At 72.6% G+C, this 24,946-nt stretch carries 27 protein-coding genes; 10 read left to right on the top strand and 17 right to left on the bottom strand.

What is annotated here, in order from left to right:
• Nucleotides 1-109: 109 nt before the first annotated feature.
• The 3 genes from rlmB to phoU all read right to left on the bottom strand — a co-directional run bounded on the left by rlmB (nt 110) and on the right by phoU (nt 3,371).
• Nucleotides 110-1,108, bottom strand: coding sequence for a 23S rRNA (guanosine(2251)-2'-O)-methyltransferase RlmB (gene rlmB, locus BLT44_RS06100; protein WP_010154937.1), 999 nt, complete (start codon nt 1,106-1,108; stop codon nt 110-112).
• Nucleotides 1,105-2,559: a cysteine--tRNA ligase gene (cysS, locus tag BLT44_RS06095; RefSeq protein WP_010154938.1), complete on the bottom strand. Its 1,455-nt coding sequence runs from the start codon at nt 2,557-2,559 to the stop codon at nt 1,105-1,107. Before cysS ends, rlmB begins: the two co-directional genes overlap by 4 nt.
• Before the next feature lie 170 nt (nt 2,560-2,729).
• Nucleotides 2,730-3,371: a phosphate signaling complex protein PhoU gene (phoU, locus tag BLT44_RS06090; protein WP_010154939.1), complete on the bottom strand. Its 642-nt coding sequence runs from the start codon at nt 3,369-3,371 to the stop codon at nt 2,730-2,732.
• 137 nt (nt 3,372-3,508) lie between these two features.
• Between phoU and BLT44_RS06085 the strand changes: the two genes are divergently transcribed.
• Together BLT44_RS06085 and BLT44_RS06080 are read left to right on the top strand one after the other, a co-directional pair.
• Nucleotides 3,509-4,762: a sensor histidine kinase gene (locus BLT44_RS06085; protein WP_010154940.1), complete on the top strand. Its 1,254-nt coding sequence runs from the start codon at nt 3,509-3,511 to the stop codon at nt 4,760-4,762.
• Nucleotides 4,762-5,457 (top strand): response regulator transcription factor, encoded by a 696-nt coding sequence (locus BLT44_RS06080; protein WP_010154941.1) that lies wholly within the window; start codon nt 4,762-4,764, stop codon nt 5,455-5,457. Before BLT44_RS06085 ends, BLT44_RS06080 begins: the two co-directional genes overlap by 1 nt.
• 237 nt (nt 5,458-5,694) lie before the next feature.
• Here BLT44_RS06080 and BLT44_RS06075 read toward each other — a convergent pair whose 3' ends face one another.
• Nucleotides 5,695-6,300 carry a hypothetical protein gene (locus BLT44_RS06075; protein WP_010154943.1) on the bottom strand — a complete coding sequence of 202 codons (606 nt, stop codon included), beginning with the start codon at nt 6,298-6,300 and terminating at the stop codon, nt 5,695-5,697.
• Nucleotides 6,301-6,462: 162 nt separating this feature from the next.
• Here BLT44_RS06075 and BLT44_RS06070 point away from each other — a divergent pair, with 162 nt between their 5' ends.
• From BLT44_RS06070 to ispF, 3 genes are all read left to right on the top strand, one after another.
• Complete coding sequence (locus BLT44_RS06070) at nt 6,463-6,948, top strand: CarD family transcriptional regulator (RefSeq protein WP_010154944.1); 486 nt, start codon at nt 6,463-6,465, stop codon at nt 6,946-6,948.
• A 77-nt stretch (nt 6,949-7,025) separates the two neighbouring features.
• On the top strand, nt 7,026-7,799 hold the full coding sequence (gene ispD / locus BLT44_RS15885; protein WP_010154945.1) for a 2-C-methyl-D-erythritol 4-phosphate cytidylyltransferase: 774 nt from the start codon (nt 7,026-7,028) through the stop codon (nt 7,797-7,799).
• Nucleotides 7,796-8,302: a 2-C-methyl-D-erythritol 2,4-cyclodiphosphate synthase gene (ispF, locus tag BLT44_RS15880; RefSeq protein WP_083351977.1), complete on the top strand. Its 507-nt coding sequence runs from the start codon at nt 7,796-7,798 to the stop codon at nt 8,300-8,302. Before ispD ends, ispF begins: the two co-directional genes overlap by 4 nt.
• A 229-nt stretch (nt 8,303-8,531) precedes the next feature.
• Here the strand turns inward: ispF and purM are convergent, their stop codons facing one another.
• On the bottom strand, nt 8,532-9,641 hold the full coding sequence (purM, locus tag BLT44_RS06060; RefSeq protein ID WP_029608043.1) for a phosphoribosylformylglycinamidine cyclo-ligase: 1,110 nt from the start codon (nt 9,639-9,641) through the stop codon (nt 8,532-8,534).
• A gap of 136 nt (nt 9,642-9,777) precedes the next feature.
• On the opposite strand from purM, the gene purF reads away from it, so the two are divergent.
• Entirely contained in the window at nt 9,778-11,238 is a 1,461-nt protein-coding gene (gene purF / locus BLT44_RS06055) for an amidophosphoribosyltransferase (protein WP_010154949.1), read from the top strand.
• Nucleotides 11,239-11,334: 96 nt separating this feature from the next.
• On the opposite strand, the gene BLT44_RS16035 is transcribed toward purF, so the two are convergent.
• From BLT44_RS16035 to BLT44_RS06035, 4 genes are read right to left on the bottom strand one after another with little or no spacing between them, the layout of a single operon-like run.
• Nucleotides 11,335-11,727, bottom strand: coding sequence for a Sec-independent protein translocase subunit TatA/TatB (locus tag BLT44_RS16035; protein WP_083351976.1), 393 nt, complete (start codon nt 11,725-11,727; stop codon nt 11,335-11,337).
• 33 nt (nt 11,728-11,760) lie between these two features.
• Nucleotides 11,761-11,955 (bottom strand): twin-arginine translocase TatA/TatE family subunit, encoded by a 195-nt coding sequence (locus BLT44_RS06045; RefSeq protein ID WP_010154951.1) that lies wholly within the window; start codon nt 11,953-11,955, stop codon nt 11,761-11,763.
• A 30-nt stretch (nt 11,956-11,985) separates the two neighbouring features.
• The gene (locus tag BLT44_RS06040) at nt 11,986-12,438 is read right to left on the bottom strand and encodes a hypothetical protein (RefSeq protein WP_010154952.1); all 453 of its coding nucleotides are present in this window, start codon (nt 12,436-12,438) and stop codon (nt 11,986-11,988) included.
• Nucleotides 12,435-12,824 (bottom strand): sterol carrier family protein, encoded by a 390-nt coding sequence (locus BLT44_RS06035; protein ID WP_010154953.1) that lies wholly within the window; start codon nt 12,822-12,824, stop codon nt 12,435-12,437. The genes BLT44_RS06040 and BLT44_RS06035 overlap by 4 nt, the downstream gene beginning before the upstream one ends.
• A gap of 37 nt (nt 12,825-12,861) precedes the next feature.
• On the opposite strand from BLT44_RS06035, the gene purD reads away from it, so the two are divergent.
• A complete protein-coding gene (gene purD / locus BLT44_RS06030; RefSeq protein ID WP_010154954.1) occupies nt 12,862-14,115 on the top strand; it encodes a phosphoribosylamine--glycine ligase in 1,254 nt (417 codons plus the stop codon).
• 7 nt (nt 14,116-14,122) lie between these two features.
• On the opposite strand, the gene BLT44_RS06025 is transcribed toward purD, so the two are convergent.
• Nucleotides 14,123-15,154 carry an SRPBCC family protein gene (locus BLT44_RS06025; RefSeq protein ID WP_081473279.1) on the bottom strand — a complete coding sequence of 344 codons (1,032 nt, stop codon included), beginning with the start codon at nt 15,152-15,154 and terminating at the stop codon, nt 14,123-14,125.
• A 219-nt stretch (nt 15,155-15,373) separates the two neighbouring features.
• Between BLT44_RS06025 and BLT44_RS06020 the strand changes: the two genes are divergently transcribed.
• From BLT44_RS06020 to purQ, 3 genes are all read left to right on the top strand, one after another.
• On the top strand, nt 15,374-16,294 hold the full coding sequence (locus tag BLT44_RS06020) for a phosphoribosylaminoimidazolesuccinocarboxamide synthase (protein ID WP_010154956.1): 921 nt from the start codon (nt 15,374-15,376) through the stop codon (nt 16,292-16,294).
• Nucleotides 16,295-16,370: 76 nt separating this feature from the next.
• Nucleotides 16,371-16,673 carry a phosphoribosylformylglycinamidine synthase subunit PurS gene (gene purS / locus BLT44_RS06015; protein ID WP_010154957.1) on the top strand — a complete coding sequence of 101 codons (303 nt, stop codon included), beginning with the start codon at nt 16,371-16,373 and terminating at the stop codon, nt 16,671-16,673.
• Nucleotides 16,670-17,377, top strand: coding sequence for a phosphoribosylformylglycinamidine synthase subunit PurQ (purQ, locus tag BLT44_RS06010; RefSeq protein ID WP_143026003.1), 708 nt, complete (start codon nt 16,670-16,672; stop codon nt 17,375-17,377). Before purS ends, purQ begins: the two co-directional genes overlap by 4 nt.
• 70 nt (nt 17,378-17,447) lie before the next feature.
• Here the strand turns inward: purQ and BLT44_RS06005 are convergent, their stop codons facing one another.
• The 7 genes from BLT44_RS06005 to hemE all read right to left on the bottom strand — a co-directional run bounded on the left by BLT44_RS06005 (nt 17,448) and on the right by hemE (nt 24,877).
• Nucleotides 17,448-17,966, bottom strand: coding sequence for a GNAT family N-acetyltransferase (locus BLT44_RS06005; RefSeq protein WP_074690024.1), 519 nt, complete (start codon nt 17,964-17,966; stop codon nt 17,448-17,450).
• 114 nt (nt 17,967-18,080) lie between these two features.
• Complete coding sequence (gene hemL, locus BLT44_RS06000; protein WP_074690022.1) at nt 18,081-19,424, bottom strand: glutamate-1-semialdehyde 2,1-aminomutase; 1,344 nt, start codon at nt 19,422-19,424, stop codon at nt 18,081-18,083.
• Nucleotides 19,425-19,473: 49 nt separating this feature from the next.
• Entirely contained in the window at nt 19,474-20,460 is a 987-nt protein-coding gene (gene hemB, locus BLT44_RS05995; protein ID WP_010157872.1) for a porphobilinogen synthase, read from the bottom strand.
• Nucleotides 20,457-21,272: a uroporphyrinogen-III synthase gene (locus tag BLT44_RS05990; protein ID WP_074690020.1), complete on the bottom strand. Its 816-nt coding sequence runs from the start codon at nt 21,270-21,272 to the stop codon at nt 20,457-20,459. The genes hemB and BLT44_RS05990 overlap by 4 nt, the downstream gene beginning before the upstream one ends.
• Nucleotides 21,269-22,327 carry a hydroxymethylbilane synthase gene (gene hemC / locus BLT44_RS05985; RefSeq protein WP_083351974.1) on the bottom strand — a complete coding sequence of 353 codons (1,059 nt, stop codon included), beginning with the start codon at nt 22,325-22,327 and terminating at the stop codon, nt 21,269-21,271. The genes BLT44_RS05990 and hemC overlap by 4 nt, the downstream gene beginning before the upstream one ends.
• Nucleotides 22,328-22,353: 26 nt before the next feature.
• Nucleotides 22,354-23,775 carry a protoporphyrinogen oxidase gene (gene hemG / locus BLT44_RS05980; RefSeq protein ID WP_074690018.1) on the bottom strand — a complete coding sequence of 474 codons (1,422 nt, stop codon included), beginning with the start codon at nt 23,773-23,775 and terminating at the stop codon, nt 22,354-22,356.
• Complete coding sequence (gene hemE / locus BLT44_RS05975; RefSeq protein ID WP_010154960.1) at nt 23,765-24,877, bottom strand: uroporphyrinogen decarboxylase; 1,113 nt, start codon at nt 24,875-24,877, stop codon at nt 23,765-23,767. Before hemE ends, hemG begins: the two co-directional genes overlap by 11 nt.
• Between the last annotated feature and the right edge of the window lie 69 nt (nt 24,878-24,946).

Raw genomic sequence — 24,946 nt, 5'->3', positions numbered from 1 at the left:
TCGCCGGAGTACTGCACCGAACTGACCGCTCGCCGTAGGCGCGGCGGCGGGAGCGGGCCGCGCAGCTGCGGCCGCGCGCCCGCGGCCGGGGCCGCTCAACGCCCCCGGCTCAGCGCTCCCCGCGCTCCGCCCGCAGGCGCGCGATCTCGTAGAGCGACACGCTCGCCGCGATGCCCGCATTCAGCGACTCGGTCGCCGACGAGATCGGAATCGACACCACCGCGTCGCAGGTCTCGGTGACGAGGCGTGAGAGACCCTTGCCCTCGCTGCCGACCACCACGACGACCGGGCGATCCGCCAGCTCGAGACCGGGCAGCGAGACGTCGCCGTCGCCGTCGAGCCCGACCACGAAGACGCCCTGCTTCTTGAACTCCTTGAGCGTCTGAGTCAGGTTCGAGGCCATCGCGACCGGCACCCGGGCGGCGGCCCCCGCCGACGTCTTCCACGCCGCCGAGTTGAGGCTGGCCGAGCGGCGCTGCGGCACGATGACCGCCTGCCCGCCGAACGCGGCGACGGAGCGGATGATCGCTCCGAGATTGCGCGGGTCGGTGACGCCGTCGAGCGCGACGAACAGCGGCATCTCGCCGCGGCCGATCACCTCGTCGAGCACCTCCATGGGGTGCGCGTGCTCGAGCGGCGGCACCTTCAGCACGACGCCCTGATGCACGGTGTCGCGCTCGACCATGCGATCCATCTCGGGCCGCATGATCTCGAGCACGGCGAGCCCCCGGTTGGTCGCGATGCGGAGGATCTCGCGCATGCGATCGTCCATCTCGACGCGGGCCGCGATGTACAGCGTGGTCGCCGGAATCTTCGCGCGCAGCGCCTCGAGCACGGCGTTGCGGCCCGTGACGAGCTCGCTCTCGTCCTTCTTGGAGCGTCCGCCGCGCTCGGCGGGGCGGCCCGTGCGCTCGGTGTAGCGCGCCTTCGCCGCCTCGTACCGCTCGCGGGCCTTCTTCTCCTTGTACTTCGCGTGGTACTCGCGATCCTCGGCGCGCGGCGTGGGGCCGCGGCCCTCGAGCGCCTGGCGCCCCTGCCCGCCCGATCCGACGGCCTTGCCGAGGCCCTTCTTGCGGACAGCGCCGGTACGGCTCTTCTTATTACTCATGTCAGGCTCCAGCGGGGTCCGTTCGGGGTGTCTTCGAGCACGATGCCGGCCGACAGCAGGCGGTCGCGGATCGCGTCGCTCGTGGCGAAGTCTTTGTCTGCGCGCGCCCGGGTGCGCTGTGCGAGGAGGTCATCGACCAGGGCGCCGAGTGCGGACTCGGCGTTGCTCGTATCGGCGCTGCCCGCGGCCCAGTGCGGGTCGCGCGGATTCAAGCCGAGAACGTCAAGCATACGCGACACTGCGACGCCGTGCCGGGCGGCGAGCTGCGCATCCCCGTCGGCCAGTGCCGAGTTGCCGGCCCGCACCGCCTCGTGCAGCGCGGCGAGGGCCTGCGGGATCGCGAAATCGTCGAGCATCGCGGCGACGAACGCCTCGGGCAGCCGGTCGGCGGCAGGCGCGGCGAGCGGCGCGGCGAGCGGTGCGGCGAAGCCCGGCAGCTCGGCGGCCCGCGCCAGGAACCCCTCGATCCGCGAGAACGCGGCCTCGGCCTCGGCGAGCGAGGTCTCGGAGTACTCGAGCACCGAGCGGTAGTGCGCCGATCCGAGGAAGTAGCGCAGCACGATCGGCCGCGCCCGGGCCAGCAGGTCCTCGGCGAACAGCGAGTTGCCGAGCGACTTCGACATCTTCTGCCCGCCGGTGTTCACGAGCCCGTTGTGGATCCAGTGCCGCGCGAACGCGTGGCCCGCCGCCTGCGACTGCGCGAGCTCGTTCTCGTGGTGCGGGAAGCGGAGGTCGAGCCCGCCGCCGTGGATGTCGAACTCCTCGCCGAGATACCGGGTCGCCATCGCCGAGCACTCGATGTGCCATCCGGGGCGGCCGAGCCCCCACGGCGACGGCCATGCGGCGGTGAGCGGTTCGCCGTCGCGGTGCGCCTTCCAGAGCGCGAAGTCGCGGGGGTCGCGCTTGCCGACCGGCTCGGAGTCCGCCGCGTCCTCCATCTGGTCGCGCTGCTGACGGGTGAGCGCCCCGTACTCGGACCAACTGGCGGTGTCGAAGTAGACGCTCGCCGATCCGTCAGCGGCCGGGTACGCGTGCCCGCGCTCGATCAGCAGCTCGATGAGCTCGACCATCTCGCGGATGTTCGCGGTCGCCCGGGGCTCGTACGTGGGGGCGAGCACGCCGATCGCGTCGTACGCGGCGGTGAACACGCGCTCGACGCGGTACGCGAGCGCCCACCACTCCTCGCGGGAGCCGCGCTCCGCCCGGGCGGTGCGCGCGTTGTCGAGGATCTTGTCGTCGATATCGGTGACGTTGCGGATCAGCGTGACGTCGTGCCCCGTGGCGGCGAACCACCGGCGCATCTGGTCGTAGACGAGGGCGCTCCGCAGGTGGCCGATGTGGGGTGCCGACTGCACGGTCGGGCCGCACACGTAGAGGCCGACCCTGCCCGCTTCGAGCGGGGCGAAGTCGACGACCGCCTGGGCGCGCGAGTCGTAGATGCGTTGATTCACGGGTATCAGCCTACCGTCGCGCCCTCGGCGCGCTCCGGGAGCGCGCGCCACCCGCAGCCGCCGGCGCCACCCGCGCCACACCCGCAGCCGCCCGCGTCACGCCCGCGTACGACGGCGCCCCGCCCGGCACGGGGCCGAACGGGGCGCGGAGCAGCGAGCCGCGAGCGCTCTCAGTCGAGCGAGCCGCTGATGAAGTACTGGATCTGGCGCGCGATGCCGACCGCGTGATCGCCGAAGCGCTCGTGGTACCGGCTGGCGAGGGTCGAGTCGACCACGTTCGCGGGCGTCTCGGCGAGGTTGTCGCTGAGCACCTTCTCGAACACCTTGGCGTGCAGCTCGTCGAGGTCGTCGTCGAGGTCGCGCACCTCGGCGATGAGCCGCGGATCCTGCGTGCGCAGCAGATCCACGATCTTGCGCGCCATCTCGACGTCGAGCGCGCCCATGCGGGCGAACGTCTTGGTGAGCCCGGCCGGGATCGCGCTCTCGGGGTAGCGGTATCGGGCGAGCTGGGCGATGTGCTGCGCCAGGTCGGCCATGCGCTCGAGCGATGCGCTCATGCGCAGCGACCCGACCATGAGGCGCAGGTCGGAGGCGACGGGCTGCTGACGGGCCAGGATGTCGATGGTCAGCTGATCGAGCTCGGCGGCCAGGATCTCGATCTCCTCGACGCGGTCGATCACCTTCTCGGCGATCCCGACGTCGGAGCTACCGAAGGCGGTGGTCGCCTCGGTGATGGCCTGCTCGACGAGCTCGGCGATCAGTACCAGGCGATCCTGCACATCGCGGAGCGACTGCTGAAAGACCTCACGCATGGGGTTTCCTCTCTTGTCTGCGCAGACGCGCAACCTCAACCAGTTTGGGCGGAACCGATGAACCGCGGCGCACCAACAGGTAAACAACAGTTGAACTCTGGGGTCTCGGGTCTGTGCGCACATCTACGATGAGAGGCATGGACCCGACCCTGCTCGTACTCGCGGCGACGGCACTGGGCATCGTCGTGGGTGCAGGCACCACCCTAGCAATCGTGGGCGCCCGCGCGGCGGGCGTTCGACGGTCGAAGGAGATGCGGCCCGAGCTGCCCGAGGTGGCCACCGCGATCCTCGACGAGGTCGACACGTTCGCCGTCGTGCTCGATTCGTCGCTCGCGCCGGTGTACGTCAATCCGGTGGCCCGCCAGGAACGGCACCTGAGCGACGAGGAGCTCCTGGACACCGAGTTCCTCAGTCGTGTGCGCCGGGTGATGACGTCGGGCGTTCCCGATACGCACGACCCGGATCCGAGCAACCCGGCCGACACGGTGCGCATCCACATCGTGCGCCTGCAGCAGCGGTTCGTCGTGATCCTGGCGGAGGACATGGGCGAGGAGCAGCGCGTGAATGCGATGCGCCGCGACTTCATCGCGAACGTGAGTCACGAGCTGAAGACGCCCATCGCGGCGATCGGGCTCCTCGCGGAGGCGGTGCAGGAGGCGGCCGACGATCCCGTGCTCGTGCGCGACTTCGCGAAGAGCCTCGTGAAGGAGTCGCGCCGCCTCGGCGAGCTCTCGCGCGACATCATCCAGCTCTCGGAGGCGCAGTCGACGCTGCGTCCCGAGGATCGCGAATCCGTGTCGCTGATCGACCTCGTGCGCGCCGAGGTCGAGACGCACCGCGCGTTCGCCGAGCAGCATCACGTCGACCTGGTCGTCACGGCCGACGATGCCCGGGAGCGGGACGCGGTGATCCTGGGACGCCCCACCTCGCTCAGCTCGGCCGTCGCCAACCTGCTCAGCAACGCGATCCGCCACTCCCCGGAGGGCGGCCGCGTGGGCGTGGGCATGGCGCGGGAGAAGAATCGTTTCGTCGTGACCGTCACCGATCAGGGCGAGGGCATCCCCCCCGAGCACCTGCCGCGCATCTTCGAGCGCTTCTACCGGGTCGACGGCGCCCGCACGCGGGTGGACGGCGGCACCGGGCTCGGGCTGAGCATCGCCCGGCACACGATGCGCGCGCACGGCGGCGACGTCGACGTGTGGTCGCAGCAGGGCGTGGGATCGAGCTTCACGCTCACCTTCCCGCTCCACCCGGAGAACGACTCGTCGAAGAGCGCGAAGCGCGTGAAGAAGGCGAAGCGCGCGATGAAGTCGGCGGGGCTCGCGAACCAGGCGGCACGCATGAACGCCCCGGCTCCGGCGGAGTCGGGTCACGAGAAAGGACCACAGTAGTGGCACAGCACATCCTGCTCGTCGAAGACGAGGAGTCGATCTCCCGGCCGCTCTCGTACCTGCTCGAGCGCGAGGGCTACCGGGTCACCGTGGTCGACGACGGGGCGGAGGCGGTGACCGCGTTCGCGGCTGCGCAGCCCGACCTGGTGCTGCTCGACCTGATGCTGCCGAGTCTGCCCGGCACGGAGGTCTGCCGAGCGATCCGCCAGACCTCGCAGGTGCCGGTCATCATGCTCACCGCGAAGGACAGCGAGATCGACATCGTCGTGGGCCTCGAGCTCGGGGCGGACGACTACATCACGAAGCCCTACTCCACGCGCGAGCTGCTCGCCCGCGTGCGCGCCGCACTGCGGAGGTCGGGATCCGTCGAGGAGGAACGGGCCGACGACTTCGACGCGCTGGTGCTCGACGAGCTCGGGATCCGCCTCGACTCCGAGCGGCACGCGGTCGCCGTGCGCGGCGAGGAGATCTCCATGCCGCTGCGCGAGTTCGAGCTGCTCGAGATGCTGATGCGGCATGCGGGCCGCGTGCTGACCCGGGGTCAGCTCATCGACCGGGTGTGGGGCAGCAACTACTACGGCGACACGAAGACCCTCGACGTGCACATCAAGCGCATCCGGGCCCGCATCGAGGAGGAGCCGTCGAAGCCGAAGCTGATCTCGACGGTGCGCGGGGTGGGCTACCGCTTCGGGTAGCGGGTGGTGCGGCGTCGCGCCGGCCTCAGTGCGGCGTCACGCCGGCCTCGGTGCGGCGCCGCGCCGGCCTCGGTGAGAGATTCGACTTCCGTGAGCTCCTCTCCGAGGCACCCGGCTCACCGACGCCGAATCTCTCACGGACGCGCGCACACGGCAGACGGGGCCGAGCGGGCCGCAGCACGCCGCGCATGAGAAAGCCCCCGCGATCCTCTCGGATGCGGGGGCCGTCGAGCGAGCCTACTCGGCCTGCGCCGCCTCTTCGTCGGTCACATCGTCGCCGACCTTCGACTGATCCGCGACCTCGTCGGCCTCGGTGATCTCGTCGCCGACCGTGCTGTCGCCGTTCTCGTCGGCGCTGAAGTTCTCGGGGAGCACGTACTGGCGGTACTCCTCGAGCGTGCCGTCGAGCACGGGCACCTGGTAGGGCACCTCCGGCGATCCGGCGATCTGGAAGTACGCCTCGATGGTCGACCCGACCTCGAGCCCGTCGAGCGTCACGAGCACGGGCGTCTGCTCGCCCTCGGGATCGCCGAATAGCGTGTTGCCCGTGGGCACCTCGAACTCGGCGCTCGCCTGCTGCGATCCCGACCCGATGAACGTGATGGTGAGATCCTGCGGCTCGCCCGACTGGTTGACCGCGCCGAACACGACGTTGAAGTTCTCGCCCGACTCGTCGGCCACGAGCATGATGTTGCGCACGTCGACCGCTCCGACGTCGACGTTGACTCCGTCGCTCGGGCCGTACGGGGTGGCGGTGGCGATCGGAGCGACGAGGCTGCAGCCGGTCGCGCCGAGCACGATGGCCGCCGCAACAGCGACGGTCGAGGCGATCCGAGTCTTCAAGGTGGTCCTCCGAGCCGTATGGTGATCCGCGAATTGCGCACCGAAACACGAGCGCACAGTTGAGATCATCTTATCGGTGGCGCCCGTGAGGTGCAGCTTAGGCTCTCCTAACTTCTCCGTGCGCTGTGATATTCTGAGCGCGGATCGTGAAGGAGCCGTTCGATGCAGTTCGAGGTCGGAGAGACGGTGGTGTATCCCCACCATGGTGCAGCGAAGATCGTGGCGGTCAAGCAGCGCAGGCTCGGCGGCCGGGAGCAGACCTTCCTCACGCTGCAGGTCGACGAGGACAACCTGACGATCGAGGTTCCGGCCGAGAACTGCGAGCTCGTCGGCGTGCGCGACGTGATCGATCAGCAGGGCCTCGAGCGCGTCTTCGACGTGCTGCGCGCGCCCTTCACGGAGGAGCCGACGAACTGGTCGCGGCGCTACAAGGCCAATCTCGAGAAGCTCGCCTCGGGCGACGTGTTCAAGGTCTCCGAGGTGGTGCGCGACCTGTGGCGCCGCGACCGCGACATCCGCGCCCTCTCCGCCGGCGAGAAGCGCATGCTCGCCAAGGCCCGGCAGATCCTCGTCTCGGAGGTCGCCCTCGCCGAGCGGACCGACGAGGCGAGCGCCGGTTCGCTCGTCGACGAGGTGCTGGCCTCGTGACGAGCGCCGGATCGCGTATCGCCGATCCGGCCCGATCCCGCCCCGCCCGGCGGCGCCCCACCGAGTAGCCTGGGCGCATGAGCAGCTCAGCCTTTCTCACCGAAGCGGACGACGCCGTTCCGCACCCGCTCGCCGCGCTCGGCGTCGTGCTCGTCGGCGCCGGCAGCGGGCGGCGACTCGGCGCCGCGCAGCCGAAAGCGTTCACCGAGTTGCACGGGCGCCCGCTCATCGAATTCGGCGTCGGCGTCGTCACGTCGCTCCCCCACGCGGGCCACCTCGTCGTGGTCGTGCCCGAGTCGCACGCGGCGCGCGCACTCGAACTCGTCGAGCAGGTGCTGCCCGAGCGCACCCGCTGGGAGGTGTCGGTCGTCGCCGGCGGACGCGAGCGCTACGAGTCCGTGCGATTCGGCCTCGACGCGCTGCCCGAGTCCATCGACACCGTGCTCGTGCACGACGCCGCGCGCCCCTTCGCGAGCGCCGCGCTCTTCGAGCGGGTGATCGCCGAGGTGCGGGCGACGGGCGACGGTGTCGTACCCGCGCTGCGCGTCACCGACACGCTGAAGCGCGTGGACGCCGACGGACTCGTGCACGAGACGGTGGATCGCGACGCGCTCGTCGGCGTGCAGACTCCGCAGGGGTTTCCGCGCGAACTCCTCGCCGCGGCGTACGCCGACGCCGAGCTGCAGAGCGCCGCCCCGACCGACGACGCCGACGTGGTGCAGCGCGGCGGCGGACGCGTGCGGACCGTGCCCGGCGAGATGCGCGCCCACAAGCTGACGACGCCCGACGACATCGCGATCCTCGAGCACTTCCTCGCGGCGAACGCGGCCGGGCTGGAGCCCGAGCAGTGATCCGCGTCGGCATCGGCGTCGACGTGCACGCCTACGCGGATGCCGGGAGCGGGGGCGGCGGCGGCCCCGCTGAGGGCGGCGGCCTGCGGCTAGCCGGGCTGGACTGGCCGGGCGAGCCCGCGCTCGCCGGGCACAGCGACGGCGACGCGGTGTGCCACGCGGTGGTCGACGCGCTGCTCTCGGCCGCCGGCCTCGGCGATATCGGGGAGCTGGTCGGGGTCGATGATCCGGCCGCGGCCGGGGCCGCGAGCACCGGGTTCGTGACGGCGGCGCTCGCCCGCCTCGCCGCAGACGGCTGGGCGCCCGTCAACGTGTCCGTGCAGATCGTGGGCGAGCGTCCGCGCTTCGCGGCCCGCCGCACCGAGGCTCAGCGCGCGATGTCGGCGCTCGTCGGCGCCCCTGTCTCACTCGCCGCGACCACCACGGACCGCCTCGGGTTCACCGGGCGCGGGGAGGGCCTCGCCGTGATCGCGACGGCACTGATCGAGCGCGCCGACGCCTGACCCGCCCCCTCCTGTGGTGAGGCTCTGGCATCGCTGGCACGCCTCACCATCAGGCTGCAGGATCGCCCAAAGCGCGATTCTGCACCGGGCAGGCTCTTGCGCGAGCACGAACTGAGCTTTCGCGGGCTCTCGAGCGAGCAGGATCCGCGCGAGCAGGATCCGGGCGAGGCACACTCGAGCGAGCAGGATCCGCGCGAGCAGGATCCGGTCCCCGAGCCCGCCGCACCGATCAGGCCGCGTACGACCCCACGAGGCGCACCGCGCCTCCATGCACGCCCTTCGCGCCCTGCTCGAACCCGTCGAGATCGCGCGCCGACGCGGAGACCTCGCCCACGACCCACACGTCGAGCCCCTCGGCGGTCAGCGCGGCGGCGACGTGCTGCGCCGATGCGGCGTCCACGACGGCGAACATGCCGACGCCGAGATTCCAGGCACCCTCGACCGACTCGAGCGTGTGCCCGCCGAGATCGGCGAGGTGGCGGAAGACGGGGAGCGGCGACCACGCGCCGCGATCCAGCTCCGTCCAGGTGCCGACCGGCAGCACGCGGGCGAGGTTCGCCGCGATGCCCCCGCCGGTGACGTGCGAGAGGGCGTGGACGGCGCCGTCGAGCGCCGGGTCGTCGAGCACGCGCAGCAGGGGCGACGTGTAGAGCGCAGTCGGCACGAGCAGCGCCTCGCCGTAGCTCGCGCCGAGCTCGGCGCTGCGGTCCGTGTACGAGACGCCCCGCTCGGCCAGGATGTGCCGCACGAGCGAGAATCCGTTCGAGTGCAGCCCGGAGGCGCCGAGGGCGAGGATCACGTCGCCGTCGGCGACGCGCTCCGGCCCGAGCACGCGGTCGGCCTCGACGACGCCGACCGCGGCGCCGGCGACGTCGTAGTCGTCGACGCCGAGCAGACCGGGGTGCTCCGCGGTCTCGCCGCCGACGAGCGCCGTGCCCGTGGCCTCGCAGGCCTGCGCGATCCCGCGCACGATGTCGGCGATGCGCTGCGGCACGACCTTGCCGCAGGCGATGTAGTCGGTCATGGCGAGCGGCTTGGCGCCGACGACGACGATGTCGTCGACGATCATCGCGACGAGATCCTGGCCGATGGTGTCGTGGATGTCCATGGCCTGGGCGATCGCGACCTTCGTACCCACGCCGTCGGTGGCGCTGGCGAGCAGCGGGCGGCGGTACTCCTTCAGAGCGGATGCGTCGAAGAGCCCGGCGAACCCGCCGACGCCGCCGACCACCTCGGGGCCGTGCGTGCGCGCCACTGCGGATTTCATCAGCTCGACGGCCAGATCACCGGCAGCGGTATCGACTCCGGACTGGGCATAGATCGACGCGTTTTCGCTCACCCGAACAGCGTACCCTGCGGTGCACCGCCCTGCGATTGCGGGCGCCGACCGTTCGTGCGGCCTCGTGTGGGAGACTAGGCGGTGCGTCACCTCGACTCGACGCATCACCCACCTCGCAGGGAGCATTCACAACAGCATGTGCGGCATCGTCGGTATCGTTTCACCCGAACCCGTCAACCAGCAGATCTACGACAGCCTCCTGCTGCTGCAGCACCGCGGCCAGGATTCGACGGGCATCGCCACGCTCGACGGCGACTTCTTCCACATGGTGAAGGCCAAGGGCCAGGTGCGCGAGGCCTACCGCACCCGCGACATGCGGAGTCTCACCGGCAACGTCGGCCTGGGCCACGTGCGGTACGCGACGCGCGGCTCCGCGGCCGCCGAGGACGAGGCGCAGCCGTTCTACGTGGGCGCCCCGTACGGCATCATCCTCGTGCACAACGGCAACCTCACCAACACCCGCGAGCTGACCGCCGACCTCTACAACGTCGACCGCCGCCACCTCAACACCCACTCCGACACCGAGCTGCTGCTCAACGTGCTCGCCAACGAGCTGCAGTCGACCATCAGCGGCCTCTCGCTCGACGCCGAGCAGGTGTTCGCGGCGGTCTCGCGCGTGCACGAGCGCGTGGAAGGGTCGTACGCCGCGATCGCGCTCATCGCCGGCTACGGCCTGCTCGCCTTCCGCGACCCGTTCGGGATCCGGCCGCTCGTGCTGGGGCGTCGCACGGGGGCGAACGGCAGCGACGAATGGGTCGTCGCCTCGGAGTCGCTGGTGCTCGAGTCGGGCGGATACGAGCGCGTGCGCGACGTGGAGCCCGGCGAGGCGATCCTCATCTCCCCCGACGGCAAGATGACCTCGCAGCAGTGCGCCGCCGAGACCCGGCTGGTGCCGTGCGCGTTCGAGTACATCTATCTCGCCCGCCCCGACTCCGTGCTCAGCGGGATCTCGGTGTACGAGGCGCGGCTCCGTCTCGGCGACGTGCTCGCCGAGCAGGTGCAGGCGGAGCTGCCCGACGTCGACATCGATGTCGTCATGCCGATCCCCGATTCGGGTCGACCGAGCGCGATGCAGCTCGCGCAGCGCCTGGGCGTGCCGTATCGCGAGGGGTTCTTCAAGAACCACTACGTCGGCCGCACGTTCATCATGCCGGGGCAGGCCGTGCGCAAGCGCAGCGTGCGCCAGAAGCTCAACGCGATGAGCTCGGAGTTCGCCGGCAAGAACGTTCTGCTCGTCGACGACTCGATCGTGCGCGGCACCACCTCGCGCGAGATCGTCGAGATGGCGCGCGCCGCGGGTGCGAAGTCGGTCATCTTCGCGTCGGCCGCGCCGCCGGTCGTCTTCCCGCACGTCTACGGCATCAACATGCCGTCGCGCAGCGAGCTGATCGCGCACGAGCGCACCCCGGCGGAGATCGCCGCCGAGCTGAACGCCGACCATCTCGTGTACATGAGCGTCGAGGGCATGAACCGCGCGATTCTCGCGGGTCAGGATCGCGTCACCGAGCTCGAGCAGAGCTGCTTCACGGGCGAGTACATCACGGGCAGCGTCGACGAGGAGTACCTCTCCTGGGTCGAGGCGACGCAGGAGAGCTGACCGCGGGCGGCGCGCGCGTCGCCCGCGCGCGCCCGCGCATACGACGAACCCCTCCGGCCGGATGCGGCGGGAGGGGTTCGTCGTTCGTTCGTCGGTCTAGCGATTCGGGTCTTCGGGATCGACCGGGCGCTGCGGGGCGTGCGGCGCGTCGGCGGGGCCGCCCTGACCGGCACCGGTCGCGGGCGGCTGCTCGGGAGCGGCCGGCGGGGCCGGGGGAACGACGGGCGGAGCCACCGGCGTCGTCGGGTCGCTCGGGGCGGCCGGAGCAGTCGGGGCCGCCGGCGGTGCGGCGGGATCGGCGGGCGTCGTCGGGGATGCGGGCGCGGCGTCGCTGCCGGAGCCGTCGCGATCCGAGCTGACTTCCTTGCGCAGGATCTTCATCGACTGCCCCAGGCTCTTCGCCAGTGCGGGGAGCTTCGGCGCACCGAACAGCAGCAGCACGATGAACAGGATGACGATCAACGTCGGCCCTGAGAGGTTACCGATCATGGAAAGCAGTCTCCGATCGTTGCGACGGGACGGTCAGGAGGCGTCCGTCTGGGTGGTGGAGGGGGTCGTCTCCGCGGTCTTCTCGGCGTCGCTCCCGACCTCCTTCCGGAGGATCTTCATCGACTGGCCGAGGCTCTTCGCCAGTGCGGGAAGCTTCGGAGCGCCGAACATCAGCAGGATGATGAAGAGGATGGCGACGAGGTGCATCCCTGTGAGGTTACCGAGCATGGCAGTTTCTCCGAATCGTTGTTGAGGGGATTATCGCACGTCGGACTGTATGGCGATACCGGTGCCGCGCTGCCGCCGCACCGCTGCCCCGAGCAGGATCGCGAAGAGCCCGGCGAGGCCCGCGCCGATGGCCGCTCCGATGAGCGCCATGAACCCGACGATCTGGCCGAGCGTATACTCGGCGCCCTCCTCGATCGGGAAGAACAGGCACGCGAGCATCGCGACGACCGCCCCGGCGACGATCCCGCCGATGACGATGCGGCCGACCCGCACCGAGCGCTCGATGGCGACCTCGCGCTGCGCGACCTCGACGATCGGCTCGCGGTCGACCGGCGTATCGCCGGGCTCCGCCGCGGGCGACTCGGGTGCGGGTGCGGGTGCTGCGGGCGCATCCGCTGAGGGTGCTGCGGGCGCCTCCGCTGCGGGTGCGGCGTCGGCGGGCTCCCGCGCAGGGAGGCCCGTCGGAGGATCGGACTGACTCATGCCTCTAGTGTCTCAGCTTCGACTGGGTACTCGCGCACGAGCGGGAGCAGCCCCGTCAGCACGGCGCGCGATCCCGAGGCGACGACGCGGGAGTCGCCGATCGCCGTGCTCCAGCCGACGTCGCCGCATGCCAGCGCGATCCAGGTCTCGGCATCGGTCTCGATCACGTTCGGGGGCGTGCCCCGGGTGTGCCTCGGGCCGCTCACGCACTGGGTCGCCCCGTAGGGCGGCACCCGCACCTCGACCGTGTTGCCGGGAGCGCGCTCGGCGAGCTCCTCGAGCAGGTAGCGCACGGCGGTCGCCACCTCGGTGCGCGCGGTGCTGCCGGCCCGCACGGCCGAGAGGGCCGCACGTCCGTCGTCGATCGGTATCCTGCGCTTCGCCACGATTCCAGCCTATCCGCGCTTCGGTAGTCTGGAGCGCGTGAAGATCCTCGTCCTGGGCCCCGGCGCCCGCGAACACGCCATCGTCCTCGCTCTCCTCGCGGAGGGCGCCGATCACGAGATCGTCTGCGCACCGGGCAACGCGGGCATCGCTGCGAGCGGTGTCGAGACCCCGGAGCTCGCGTACACCGACCCGCAGGCGGTCGCCTCGTTCGTGCAGGATCGCGGCTTCGACCTCGTCGTGATCGGCCCCGAAGCGCCGCTCGTCGCGGGGGTGGCGGATCCGCTGCGCGCCGCCGGGGTTCCGGTCTTCGGGCCGGATCGCGCCGCCGCCCAGCTGGAGGGCTCGAAGGCGTTCGCGAAGCGCATCATGGACGAGGCGCAGGTGCCCACCGGGCGGGCTTCCCGCGTCGCCTCTGCGGAGGCCGCCGGGGCGGTGCTCGACGAGTTCGGCGCACCGTACGTGGTGAAGGCCGACGGGCTCGCCGCCGGCAAGGGCGTGCTCGTGACCGAGGATCGCGACGCAGCGCTCGCGCACGTCGCCACCTGGGCCCCGCACGGGGAGGTCCTCATCGAGGAGTTCCTGGACGGGCAGGAGGTGTCGCTCTTCTTCTTCGCCGACGGGCACGACGTGCTGCCGCTGAGCCCCGCGCAGGACTACAAGCGCATCTTCGACGGCGACCAGGGGCCGAACACCGGCGGCATGGGCGCGTACTCCCCGCTCCCCTGGGTCGACGACGACTTCGTCGACGAGATCACCCGCACGGTGGCGCTGCCGACTGTGCGGCAGCTCGAAGCCGAGGGCACGCCGTTCGTCGGTCTGCTGTACTGCGGCCTCATCGTGACGGCGCAGGGCGTGCGCGTGATCGAGTTCAACGCGCGGTTCGGCGACCCCGAGACGCAGGTGGTGCTTGCGCGGCTCGAGTCGCCGCTCAGCCGGTATCTGCTGGCGGCGGCGAACGGCGCACTGGCGGCGGAGCCCGAGCCCGCCTTCTCCGCGGACCCGGCTGTCATCGTGGTGGTGGCCAGCGAGGGCTACCCGGGCGAGGCGGCGACGGGTCGGGAGATCACCGGCATCGAGGCCGCCGCGGCGCTTCCCGGCGTGCACGTAGTGCATGCCGCGACGGCGCGCACGGCGGATGGCGGGTGGATCGCGACGGGCGGCCGCGTGCTCGGCGTCGTCGCGCGCGGCGCCGATTTCGCCGAGGCGCGCGAGCGCGCGTACGCGGGGGTCGCGGAGATCTCGCTCGAGGGCGGCCAGTCGCGAACGGATATCGCGGCGCGCGTCGCCTGACGCGGCGCTACTCGCCGCGGATCAGCGTGTCGAAGTCGGGTTCCTCCGGGTCGCTCGGCGCTTCGGTCTCGCCGCGGCCCGCGTCCGACTCCCGCCGGGACTCGGGGCTCTGCGCCGTCGGCAGCTCGGAGCGGTCGATCTGGATGGTCTCGTCGAGGTCGTGGCCGCGCTCGGATTCCGCGTCGGCGCCGTCTGCTTCGCGCGGGGAATCGGCCTCGTCGCCCGAGATCACGGTGACGGGATTCGTCTCGAGCTCGGGGTGGTCGCCGACCGCCAGCTCGGCGTCGATCTCGATCGCCGGGGCGTCGTCGGCCGACCCCGACGCCGCGACCGTGTCGTCGATCTCGCCGTCGACCTCGGGCTCGAGCACCTCCAGCTCGCCACCGGCACCGGCGCTCGCGTCGGCCGCGTCGCTCGCCTCGGCCTCCGCATCGCCCGCGTCCGCGACCGCGTCAGCATCAGCATCAGCATCAGCATCAGCATCAGCATTCTCCTCGCCGGCCGCGGCACCAGCGGCAGTCGCAGAACCGGCAGCCGCCGAACCGGCAGCCACGGCCGACCCCGCGCCCGCATCCGGCTGCTCCCGGTCGCCGAAGGCGCCCGCCGCCTGCGCCGCCTCGAGCGCCGACTTCAGGTCGCGCAGCAGCACCTGCCAGCCCTCCTGAGAGGCCGCCGCCCGCTCGCCTGCCGAGGGAAGGGCGTCGAAGCCCGTCTCCGTCACGGTGATGCCCGTGTCGACCCCCTGGGTGCGCAGCGTGATCAGCACCGCCGTGTCGCGCTCGTCGCCGGCCTCACGCCAGGTGAAGCCCACCGCGTGGCCCTCGACCCACACGTCAACCGTTCCCGAGGCGTCGCGGCTGACCATCGCGTCGCCCTCGCCCTCGGACCACTGCTCGGCGACGACGCCGCCCACGCGGGCGTCGAGCTGCAGCTCGGGCCACCACTCGGCGCGGCGATCGGGCTCCACGAGATACGTCCAGGCAGCGGCTCGCGCGACGCCCACTCGACTCCGCGCCACCACAGGCCCCAGCGGGATCATACTTCTCCTCAGATCTCTCGCGCCGGCCTCAGCGACCGGCCTCCGGAAGCTCGGCCCAGGCGCGAGTTCCCGACTTGGTACCGAGCGTAACGTCACCCCCTGACAACCGGGTTCCAATCGGCCGCCTGTCGGAGTATTGCCGCCGAAACCGGGGCGGTGGCGCCCGTCACGCGATCCCGCGCCCGCACCCGGCGCGATGCGCAGTGCGAGAATGGAGGGGTGACCACACTCCCCGCACCCACGCAGCTCGCCGGTTGGCGCCACATCTACTCGGGCAAGGTTCGCGACCTCTACACGCCCGCCGATGGATCGGACGCGCACCTGCTCGTCGTCGCGAGCAACCGCGTGAGCGCGTTCGACCACGTGCTCGAACCGCCCATTCCGGGCAAGGGCGCACTGCTCACCGCGCTGTCGAACTGGTGGTTCGCGCGCATCGACCTCCCGAACCATCTCGTCGGCGACCGCGCGGCCGCTCCGGAGGTGCCCGCCGAGGTCGCCGATCGCGCGATGCTGACGCGTCGGCTCGAGATGCACCCGATCGAGTGCGTCGTGCGCGGCGCGCTCACCGGATCGGGCTACGCCGAGTACGAGCGCACGGGCGCGGTCTGCGGCATCGAGCTGCCCGCCGGGCTGCGCGACGGCGATCTGCTCGACACCCCGATCTACACGCCCGCGTACAAGGCCCCCCTCGGGGAGCACGACGAGAACATCACCTTCGAGCGCAGCGTCGAGCTGGTGGGCGCAGAGGCGGCGACCGCGCTGCGCGACGCGTCGCTGCGCATCTTCACCGCCGCTCGCGATCTCGCGGCCGCCCGCGGCGTCGTGCTCGCCGACACCAAGTTCGAGTTCGGGCGCGACCCGCGCACCGGCGAGCTCGTGCTCGCCGACGAGGTGCTCACAAGCGACTCCTCCCGGTACTGGGATGCATCCGCTTATCACGACACCTCCCTCCCCCGGCAGGATCGCCTCGCCTCCTTCGACAAGCAGATCGTGCGCAACTGGCTCTCGGAGCACTGGGACCGCGCCGGCGAGCCCCCCGCGCTGCCCGAGCGGATCGTCGCCCAGACGTACGACCGGTACCGCGAGCTGTACGTGCGGCTGACCGGCGGAGAACCGCCGTACGCTCCCGTCGCCGTCTGAGCGGCCGCGCGATCCCCCGCCGTGCGATCCGTGCGAGAATATGCAGTAGCTTCACCACGAGAAATGGAGATCCCGGGTGCCCACGATTGTCGTTGATGTCATGCCCAAGGCCGAGCTGCTCGACCCGCAGGGTAAGGCCACCACGGGGGCGCTCGCTCGTCTCGGCCACGAGAAGTTCGAGAACGTGCGCATCGGCAAGCGCTTCGAGTTCCAGGTCGCCGGCGAGGTGACCGACGCGGTGCTCGACGAGGTGCGCCAGGTCGCCGACGACATCCTGTCGAACGGGGTCATCGAAGACGTCGTCGCGATCAGCGTCGACGGCGTTCACGTCTCCGCCGACGCATCCGTCGCCGACGCGCTCGCCGGCGAGGGCCGCTGATGCCGCGGATCGGGGTCGTCACCTTCCCCGGCTCCCTCGACGACCGCGACGCGCAGCGCGCGATCCGCCGCGCCGAGGGCGAGCCGGTGGCCCTCTGGCACGCCGACCACGATCTGCAGGACGTGGAGGCGATCGTGCTGCCCGGCGGCTTCAGCTACGGCGACTACCTGCGCCCCGGGGCCATCGCAGCGGTCTCGCCGATCATGACGGAGGTCGTCGCCGCCGCGAATCGCGGGATGCCGGTGCTCGGCATCTGCAACGGCTTCCAGGTGCTCGTCGAGTCGCACCTGCTGCCCGGCGGGCTCATCCGCAACGCTCACCAGCAGTTCATCCGCCGCGATCAGCGACTCATCGTCGAGAACGCCGATACGGCGTGGACTCACCGCTTCCAGCCGGGCGAGGAGATCGTGATCCCGCTCAAGAACGGCGATGGCGGCTACATCGCGAACGAGGAGACCCTGGATTACCTCGAGGGCGAGGGGCTCGTCGCCTTCCGTTACGCGGGCGTGAACCCGAACGGATCGCTGCGCGACATCGCCGGGCTCACCAACGAGCGCGGCAACGTGGTCGGCCTGATGCCGCACCCCGAGCACGCGGTCGAGGCGGGCTTCGGGCCCGACATGCCCGACGCGATGCGCTCCGGCACCGACGGCCTGCGGTTCTTCGAGAGCGCCGTCGAAGCGCTCGTCGCCCGCGCCGCCTGAGCGGCTGAGGCGCCGGCTGCCGGCGCCCGACGTCGTGCGGGCCTCCCCGGGCGACCCGGGCGCGGCGCCGCTACGCCGTCACGCGGTCGACGTCGAGGCCGTACGACAGGATGCGCAGCGGGCCGATGTCGCGCTCGATGGTGAACTCGCGCTCGGGAATCTGCACGAACCCCATCCGCTCGTAGAGGCGCTGCGCCGCGAGCATCTGCTCGCCCGTGTGCAGCACGACCCGGTCGAGCCCGCGCGAGCGCGCCACGTCGGCCGCGTGGCGCATGATCGCCCGGCCGACGCCGCGCCCGCGGGCCGCACGGGAGACGCCGAGCAGGCGCACGTCGAACTCGTTCTCGGCGGTGTCGTCGATCAACCGCTCGCCCGCCCGGGGAAGGGTGATCGTGCCGAGCAGGTCGCCGGTGCCGCGGTCGACGGCGACGAGCACTTCCGAGACCTCGTCGCGCCCCGCGACGTCCTCGATCTCGGCGAGGTACTCGTCGTTCAGGGTGTAGTCGCCCGCGTAGGCCGCGCGCACCATCGCCCCGACGGCGTCGTACTCCTCGGGGCGGACGCGGCGGATCTGGATCGTTTCTCGCACCCCGGAAGCCTACTCCCCCGCGTCGCCGACCGCGCCGCGCGCCCGAGCCGCCGAGCGCGCCGCCGTCGCACCGGGCGACAACGGGCGCCCGCAGGCGGTCGCCACGACCCGAGCTCAGGCGCCCGCGCCGGCCGCCGCCCGAGCCGCCCCGGGCAGCGCGTCGACGACGCGGGCGAGCGCCGCGTCGTCGTGCGCGGCGGTGACGAACCACGCCTCGAACGCGCTCGGCGGTAGATTGACCCCCTGCTCGAGCATCGCGTGGAAGAACGCGCGGTGCGCCGCGACGTTCTGCTGCTGCACCTCGGCGTACCCGCGCGGCGCGTCGGGGAACTCGCCGAACAGCACGCTGAACAGCGTGCCGGCGCGCTGCACGCGATGCGGCACTCCGGCATCCGCGAGCGCCGCCGTCACCGCTCCGGTGAGCACGTCGGCCGCGTGCGACAACCGCGAGTAGGCCGCAGCGTCGGCGTGCTGCAGCGTCGTGAGGCCCGCGGCGACGGCGAGCGGATTGCCCGAGAGGGTGCCGGCCTGGTAGACGGGGCCGAGAGGCGCGAGCAGCTCCATCAGCTCGGCGCGACCGCCGAGCGCCGCGAGCGGCAGGCCTCCGCCGACGACCTTGCCGAAGGTGAGCAGATCGGGCGCGACGCCCGCGGCGACGCGATCCTGCTCGATGCCCCAGAACCCCGAGGGGCCGGCGCGGAAGCCGGTGAGCACCTCGTCGAGGATCACGAGCGCGCCGTGCGCATGGGCGAGCCGGATCATCGCCTCGGTGAAGCCGGGCATCGGCGGCAGCACGCCCATGTTCGCGGCGGCGGACTCGGCGATGACGGCGGCGATGCGATCGCCGTGCTCCGCGAACGCGGCCTCGAGCGCGTCGAGATCGTTGTAGGGCAGCACGAGGGTCTGCGCGGCCGTCTCAGCCGTCACGCCCGCGGAGCCCGGCATCGCGAGCGTCGCGAGCCCGGATCCCGCCTCCGCGAGGAGTCCGTCGGAGTGGCCGTGGTAGTGGCCCGCGAACTTGATGACGAGCGGCCTCCGCGTCGCGCCGCGGGCGATGCGGATCGCCGTCATGGTGGCCTCGGTGCCCGTCGAGACGAGGCGCACCCGCTCGACGACCGGCATGCGCGCGATGATCTCTTCGGCGAGCTCCGCCTCCTGCGGCACCGAGGCTCCGAAGCCGAGCCCGCGCGCGGCCGTCTGCTGCACGGCGTCGACGACGGCGGGGTGGGCGTGCCCGAGGAGCGCCGGCCCCCAGGAGGCGACGAGGTCCACGTACTCGTTGCCGTCGACGTCGGTGACGTACGGGCCCGAACCCGAGACGAGGAAGCGGGGGGTGCCGCCGACCGAGCCGTAGGCGCGCACCGGCGAGTTCACGCCGCCGGGGATGACGCGCGCGGCGCGTGCGGAGAGCGCCGCGCTCGCGGCGGCCTCGGGGTGGGGGATCTGGTGTGCGTGCATCGGTTCCATCCTGGAGGTCGGGTGCGGTCGAACGGGTCGGCGGGGCGGCTCAGAGCCCTCGGGCGAGCTCGGTGGCGAAGTAGGTGAGCACGGTATCGGCTCCGGCGCGCTTGATGCTCACCACCGATTCCTCGATGGCGCGCTCGCGATCGATCCAGCCGTTCGCGGCAGCCGCTTCGATCATGGCAGCCTCCCCCGACACCTGGTAGGCCCAGACGGGCACGGGGCTCACGGCGGCGACGTCGGCGAGCACGTCGAGGTAGCTCATCGCCGGCTTCACCATCACGATGTCGGCCCCCTCGGCGAGATCGAGCTCGGCCTCGCGCAGCCCTTCGCGGCGATTGGCGGGATCCTGCTGGTAGGTGCGGCGATCCCCCACGAGCTGCGAGTCGACCGCTTCGCGGAACGGCCCGTAGAACGCCGAGGCGTACTTGGCGGAATAGGCGAGGATCGCCGTGTCCTGGAACCCCGCCGCGTCGAGGGCGTCGCGCACGGAGGCGACCTGGCCGTCCATCATGCCCGAGAGCCCGAGCAGCGCTGAGCCCGCCTCGGCCTGGGCGAGCGCCATGGCCCGGTAGCGTTCGAGCGTCGCGTCGTTGTCGACGACGATCCGATCGCTGTCGGCCGAGGCGACCTGCAGCACCCCGCAGTGGCCGTGGTCGGTGAACTCGTCGAGGCAGAGATCGGTCTGCACGACCAGGGCGTCGCCCACCTCGTCGGCGATGGCACGCGTCGCCACGTTGAGGATGCCGTTCGGGTCGTCGGCCGCGCTGCCCACGGCGTCGCGCACCTCGGGCACGCCGAAGAGCATGACGCCCCCGACTCCGGCGGTCGCCGCCTCGACCGCGGCGCGGCGCAGCGAGTCGATCGTGTGCTGGAAGACGCCGGGCATCGACGAGATGGCCTGCGGCTCCGAGATGCCCTCGCGCACGAAGAGCGGCAGCACGAGATCGGCGGCGTGCAGCCGGGTCTCGGCCGTCAGGCGGCGCATGGCTCGGCTCGTGCGCAGGCGGCGGGGGCGAACGGTGGGGATCATCGGGGGCTTCCTCCTGAGGGGTTCGGGAACCGGGCGCGGGCGACCCGGTCGAGCAGGTTCGCGACGGTGTGCGGATCGGCGGTGACGCCTGCGGCGAGGCCGTGCTCGGCGAGGGCACGGGCGGTCGGGGCGCCGATCGCCGCGAGCTGCACCTCCGCGGGCAGGGGCGCGAAGCGGCGTGCGACTTCGCGCGCACCGGAGGCGCTCAGCACGAGAATCACGTCGATATCACCCGCGCGCACGCGCGACTCGACCGCCGCGTCGCGCGGTGCCGGCTGCGTGCGGTACGCGCTCACGCGGTCGATGCGGTGACCGGCGCGTTCGAGCGCCGACTCGAGGGTGCGGTCGGCGAGCTCCGACACGGGCAGCAGGAAGCGCAGCGCGGCCTCGCCCGGGAGCGCGAGGAGCGCCTCGGCGAGCCCGACCGCCGAATAGTCTGCGGCGGGCGCGAGATCGGGATCGAAGCCGTGCGCGCGGAGCGCGTCGGCGGTCGCGGGCCCCACCGCGGCGACCCGCGGCGCGCCCGGCTCCGAGCGGTGCGGCGGGCGGGCGCCGACGGCGGCGAACGCGTCGGCGGCGTTCGCGCTCGTGACGAGCAGCCAGTCGTACTCGCCCCGGTTCCACGCCGCGGCGGCGGCGGCGAGCGGCGCGGGATCGGCCGGCGGTGCGATCACGGTGAGCGGAGACCGCACGGCCAGGCCCCCGCGAACGCGCACGGCCTCGGCGTCGCGCTCGCCTGCGGCGCCGCCGCGCGTGACGAGCACGCGCGCGTCGCGCAGCCCGTCTGCGTGTGCGCGATCCTCGTCGCTCATGCGCCCCCGAGCGGCGCGAGATCGGCCGCCCCCTCGGCGAGCAGGGCTGCGGCGACCCGCCGGCCGAGCTCCTCGGGCGCGCGCGCAGCGCGCTCGCGGGCGTCGGCATCACGGTCGGCGTCGAATTCTGCGTCGGCCCCGGATTCGGCGCCGAGCCAGGGCAGTTCGCGCTCCGCGCTCAGCTGCGCGGAGCCGTCGACCCGGTAGACGACCGCCCGCAGCCGCAGCGCGTCGCCCGCGACCTCGGCGCAGGCGCCGATCGGGGCGGCGCACCCCGCCTCCAGTGCGGCGAGCAGGGCGCGCTCGGCCAGCGCGGTCGCACGCGCCTCGGCGTCGTCCAGGGCGGCGAGCGCGCGGGCAAACGGCTCCGCCGCCGCGTCGGCCTCGCGCACCTCGATCGCGAGCGCACCCTGGCCCGGAGCGGCCGGAACATCGGTCAACGGGAAGCGCTCGGTGATGGCCGTCGCGCGACCGAGACGGTCGAGCCCCGCCGCGGCGAGCACCACGGCGTCGAGGTCGACCCCGACGCGGCCGAGACGGGTGTCGACGTTGCCGCGCAGATCGTGCACGTCGAGGTCGGGGCGCCGCGACCGGAGCTGCGCGGCGCGGCGCGGCGAACCGGTGCCGACGCGGGCGCCCTCGGGGAGATCGGCGAGGGTGAGGCCGTCGCGCGCGCACAGCGCGTCGCGCGCGTCGGCTCGCGCGGGAACGGCGCCGAGCACGGTGCCGGGGCACGCCCCCGTGGGCAGGTCCTTGAGCGAGTGCACCGCCAGATCGCACTCGCCGGCGAGGAGCGCATCCCGGAGCGCGCTCACGAACACGCCGGTGCCGCCCAGCTGCGACAGCGGGGCGCGCGTTACATCGCCGTGCGTCGTGACGATGACCAGGCCGACATCGAGGCCGGTCGCCGCGGCGATCTGCTCGGCGACCATCGTCGTCTGCGACACGGCGAGCGCGCTTCCGCGGGTTCCGACGCGCAGCATGCCCGGCGCTGCCGCGAGGGGCGCGTCGGAGCGGAACACGCGGCCGGACGGAGTGGGAGGCGAAGCGTTCATGGAGAGAAGTCTTTCGGGTCGGATCATCAGTGGGAGGCGGCCGCCAGGGCAGCGGTCGCGGCCGCGCGGGCGCCCTGCACGATCGCGGCGAGGCCGGTGCCGCTCACCCAATCGCCTGCGAGGGCGATCCCCTCGGGGGCGGCCAGCGGGCGGGCGTCGCGCGAACCCGGCGGACGGCCCATGCGCCAGGTGCATCGGGCGAGGTCGACGACGGTATCGGCCCTGAGGTCGACGCCGAGAATGCGCGAGGCGTCGTAGCGGGCGATGCCGCGCACCTCCGCGTCGTCCAATCCGATCGTCTCGGGGGCCGACCCCGAGCGCCCGTACGAGAGGCGCACGATGTGCCTACCGGGCCCCGCCTCTCGGGCGCGCTCCGGCCACTTCGCGGTCACATGGGTGAGCGCCTTCGCGAGGATCGGCGCCGCCGCTCCGCCGCGGCGCGACCCCGAGCCGACCGCGTCGCGTGCGACGAGGGCCCCCGTACCGCGGGGCGCGCCGTCGAGCCGGGGGTCGTCGATGGCGAGCGCGACCACCTCGACGCGATCGGTCGTCTGGGCCGTCGTTCCACCCGCACCGAGCAGGCGTCGGGCGACGTTCTCGGGAACGGCGAGCACGAGGCCGTCGGCCTCCGCGAGCATCGCGCCGTCGTCGGCGAGCACGCGCCACCGGCGGTCCCTCGAGGGGCCCTGCTGCTGCTCCAGCCGCCGCGCCTTCACGCCGCGGCGCACCGCGACGCCGAGCCGGGCGAGCTCCGCTTCGAGCCCGGCGATCAGCTGCGTCATCCCGCCGCGGAGCCCCGCCACCGCGCCCCCCGCCGCCGCCTGGCTGTCGCGCACGTCGCGCGCGGCGGCGATGAGCGACCCGCGCCGAGCGTACGCATCGGCGAGGCCCGGCACCGTCGTCACCCCGAGCCGGTCGGGGTCGGCGGAGTAGACGCCGAGCGCGACGGGCCGCACGAGGCGCTGCAGCGCTCGCGCACCGAGCCGCGCTCGCACGAGTTCGGCGAGCGACCCCGCATCGCGGCCGATGGGCCGCGGCAGGAGCGGCTCGGCCGCGGCGCGCAGCGCGCCGGGGAGCCCGAGGGCGCGCACCGTGGCGGCGGAGAGCGGCGTCGCGGGGATGCCGAGCGTTCCGGCCGCCGGAAGCGGAATCGACCGTGGACCGTCGATCACCCAGGAGCCGAGCGGCGCGGGCCGCACGATCTGATCGGCCATGCCGATCTCGCCGATCAGCGCTGCGACGGTGCCGCCCCGCGTGGCGAACGACTCGGCGCCGATGTCGATGGTGGTGCCGGCGAGCGCCGCACCTCGGATGCGGCCGCCGAGGCGATCGGCGCCCTCGACCACGACGACGTCGGCGCCCGCGAGCGCGAGCTCCCGGGCCGCGACGAGGCCCGAGACGCCTCCGCCGACGACCGCGATGCGGGGCCGCAGTGAGTCAGGCTCCATGCGCGAGCGCGACGATGCGGGTGAGCACATCGGGTTCGGTCTCGGGGGGCACGCCGTGCCCGAGGTTCAGCACGTGGGCGGGGGCGCTCCGGCCCTGCCGCAGCACATCGGCCACGTGCGCCTCGAGCACCTCGGGCGCGGCGCCCAGGAAGGCGGGGTCGATGTTGCCCTGCAGCGGGATCCCGCCGCCGAGCCGGCGGTTCGCCTCCTCCAGCGAGGTGCGCCAGTCGACGCCGAGCGCATCGACGCCGACGTCGGCCAGCTCCTCGAGCAGATGGCCCGACCCGACGGCGAAGTGGATGATCGGCACGGCGCGGGGCCGGGCCGCGTACCCCTCGCCCGCGGCGAAGCCGAGCTCGCGCACCGGCTCCAGGGTGCGGCGAGACGCGGGCGCAACGCGCTCGCGGTAGTCGACGGGAGACAGCGAGCCGGCCCAGGAGTCGAACAGCTGCACCGCGCTCGCGCCGGCCTCGACCTGAGCCTTGAGGAAGACGCCGCAGAGGTCGGCGACCCAGTCGAGCAGCGCCGCCCAGGTCTCGGGATCGGAGTGCATGAGCGTGCGCGCCCGCAGGTGGTCGCGCGACGGGCCGCCCTCGACGAGGTAGGCGGCGAGGGTGAACGGGGCTCCCGTGAATCCGATGACCGGCGTGCCCCCCAGCGCGTCGGCGGTGAGACGCACGGCATCGCGAACGGGATCGAGTGCCGCGTGGAGACGCTCGGGCGTGAACTCCTCGCGCACCCGGGCCACGTCATCGGCGGTGCGCACCGGGTTCGCGAACACCGGCCCGCGGCCCGCCACGAGGTCGACGTCCACCCCCACGAGCTTCATCGGCACGACGATGTCGCTGAAGAACACCGCGGCGTCGACGCCGTGCCGGCGCACCGGCTGCAGGGTGATCTCGCTCGCGAGGTCGGGGGTCAGGCAGGCGTCGAGCATGCGGTGGTCGGCGCGGATCGCCCGGTACTCGGGCAGCGAGCGGCCGGCCTGACGCATGAACCAGACCGGCGTAGACTCGGGGCGGTCGCCCCTCAGGGATCGGATCAATGGCGCGTCGCCCGTTCGGCCGTCGACGAGCGGGTGCGAAGCTGGGAGGAAGTTCATCGGTCGAGATGCTAGCTTATAGATCTGATGTGTCACATCTGATGTGCTCAGGTTCGAGCGAAACGCCGC

The sequence above is a fragment of the Leucobacter chromiiresistens genome (assembly GCF_900102345.1).
GTDB lineage: Bacteria > Actinomycetota > Actinomycetes > Actinomycetales > Microbacteriaceae > Leucobacter > Leucobacter chromiiresistens.
This window is presented reverse-complemented; position numbering and strand designations above follow the sequence as displayed.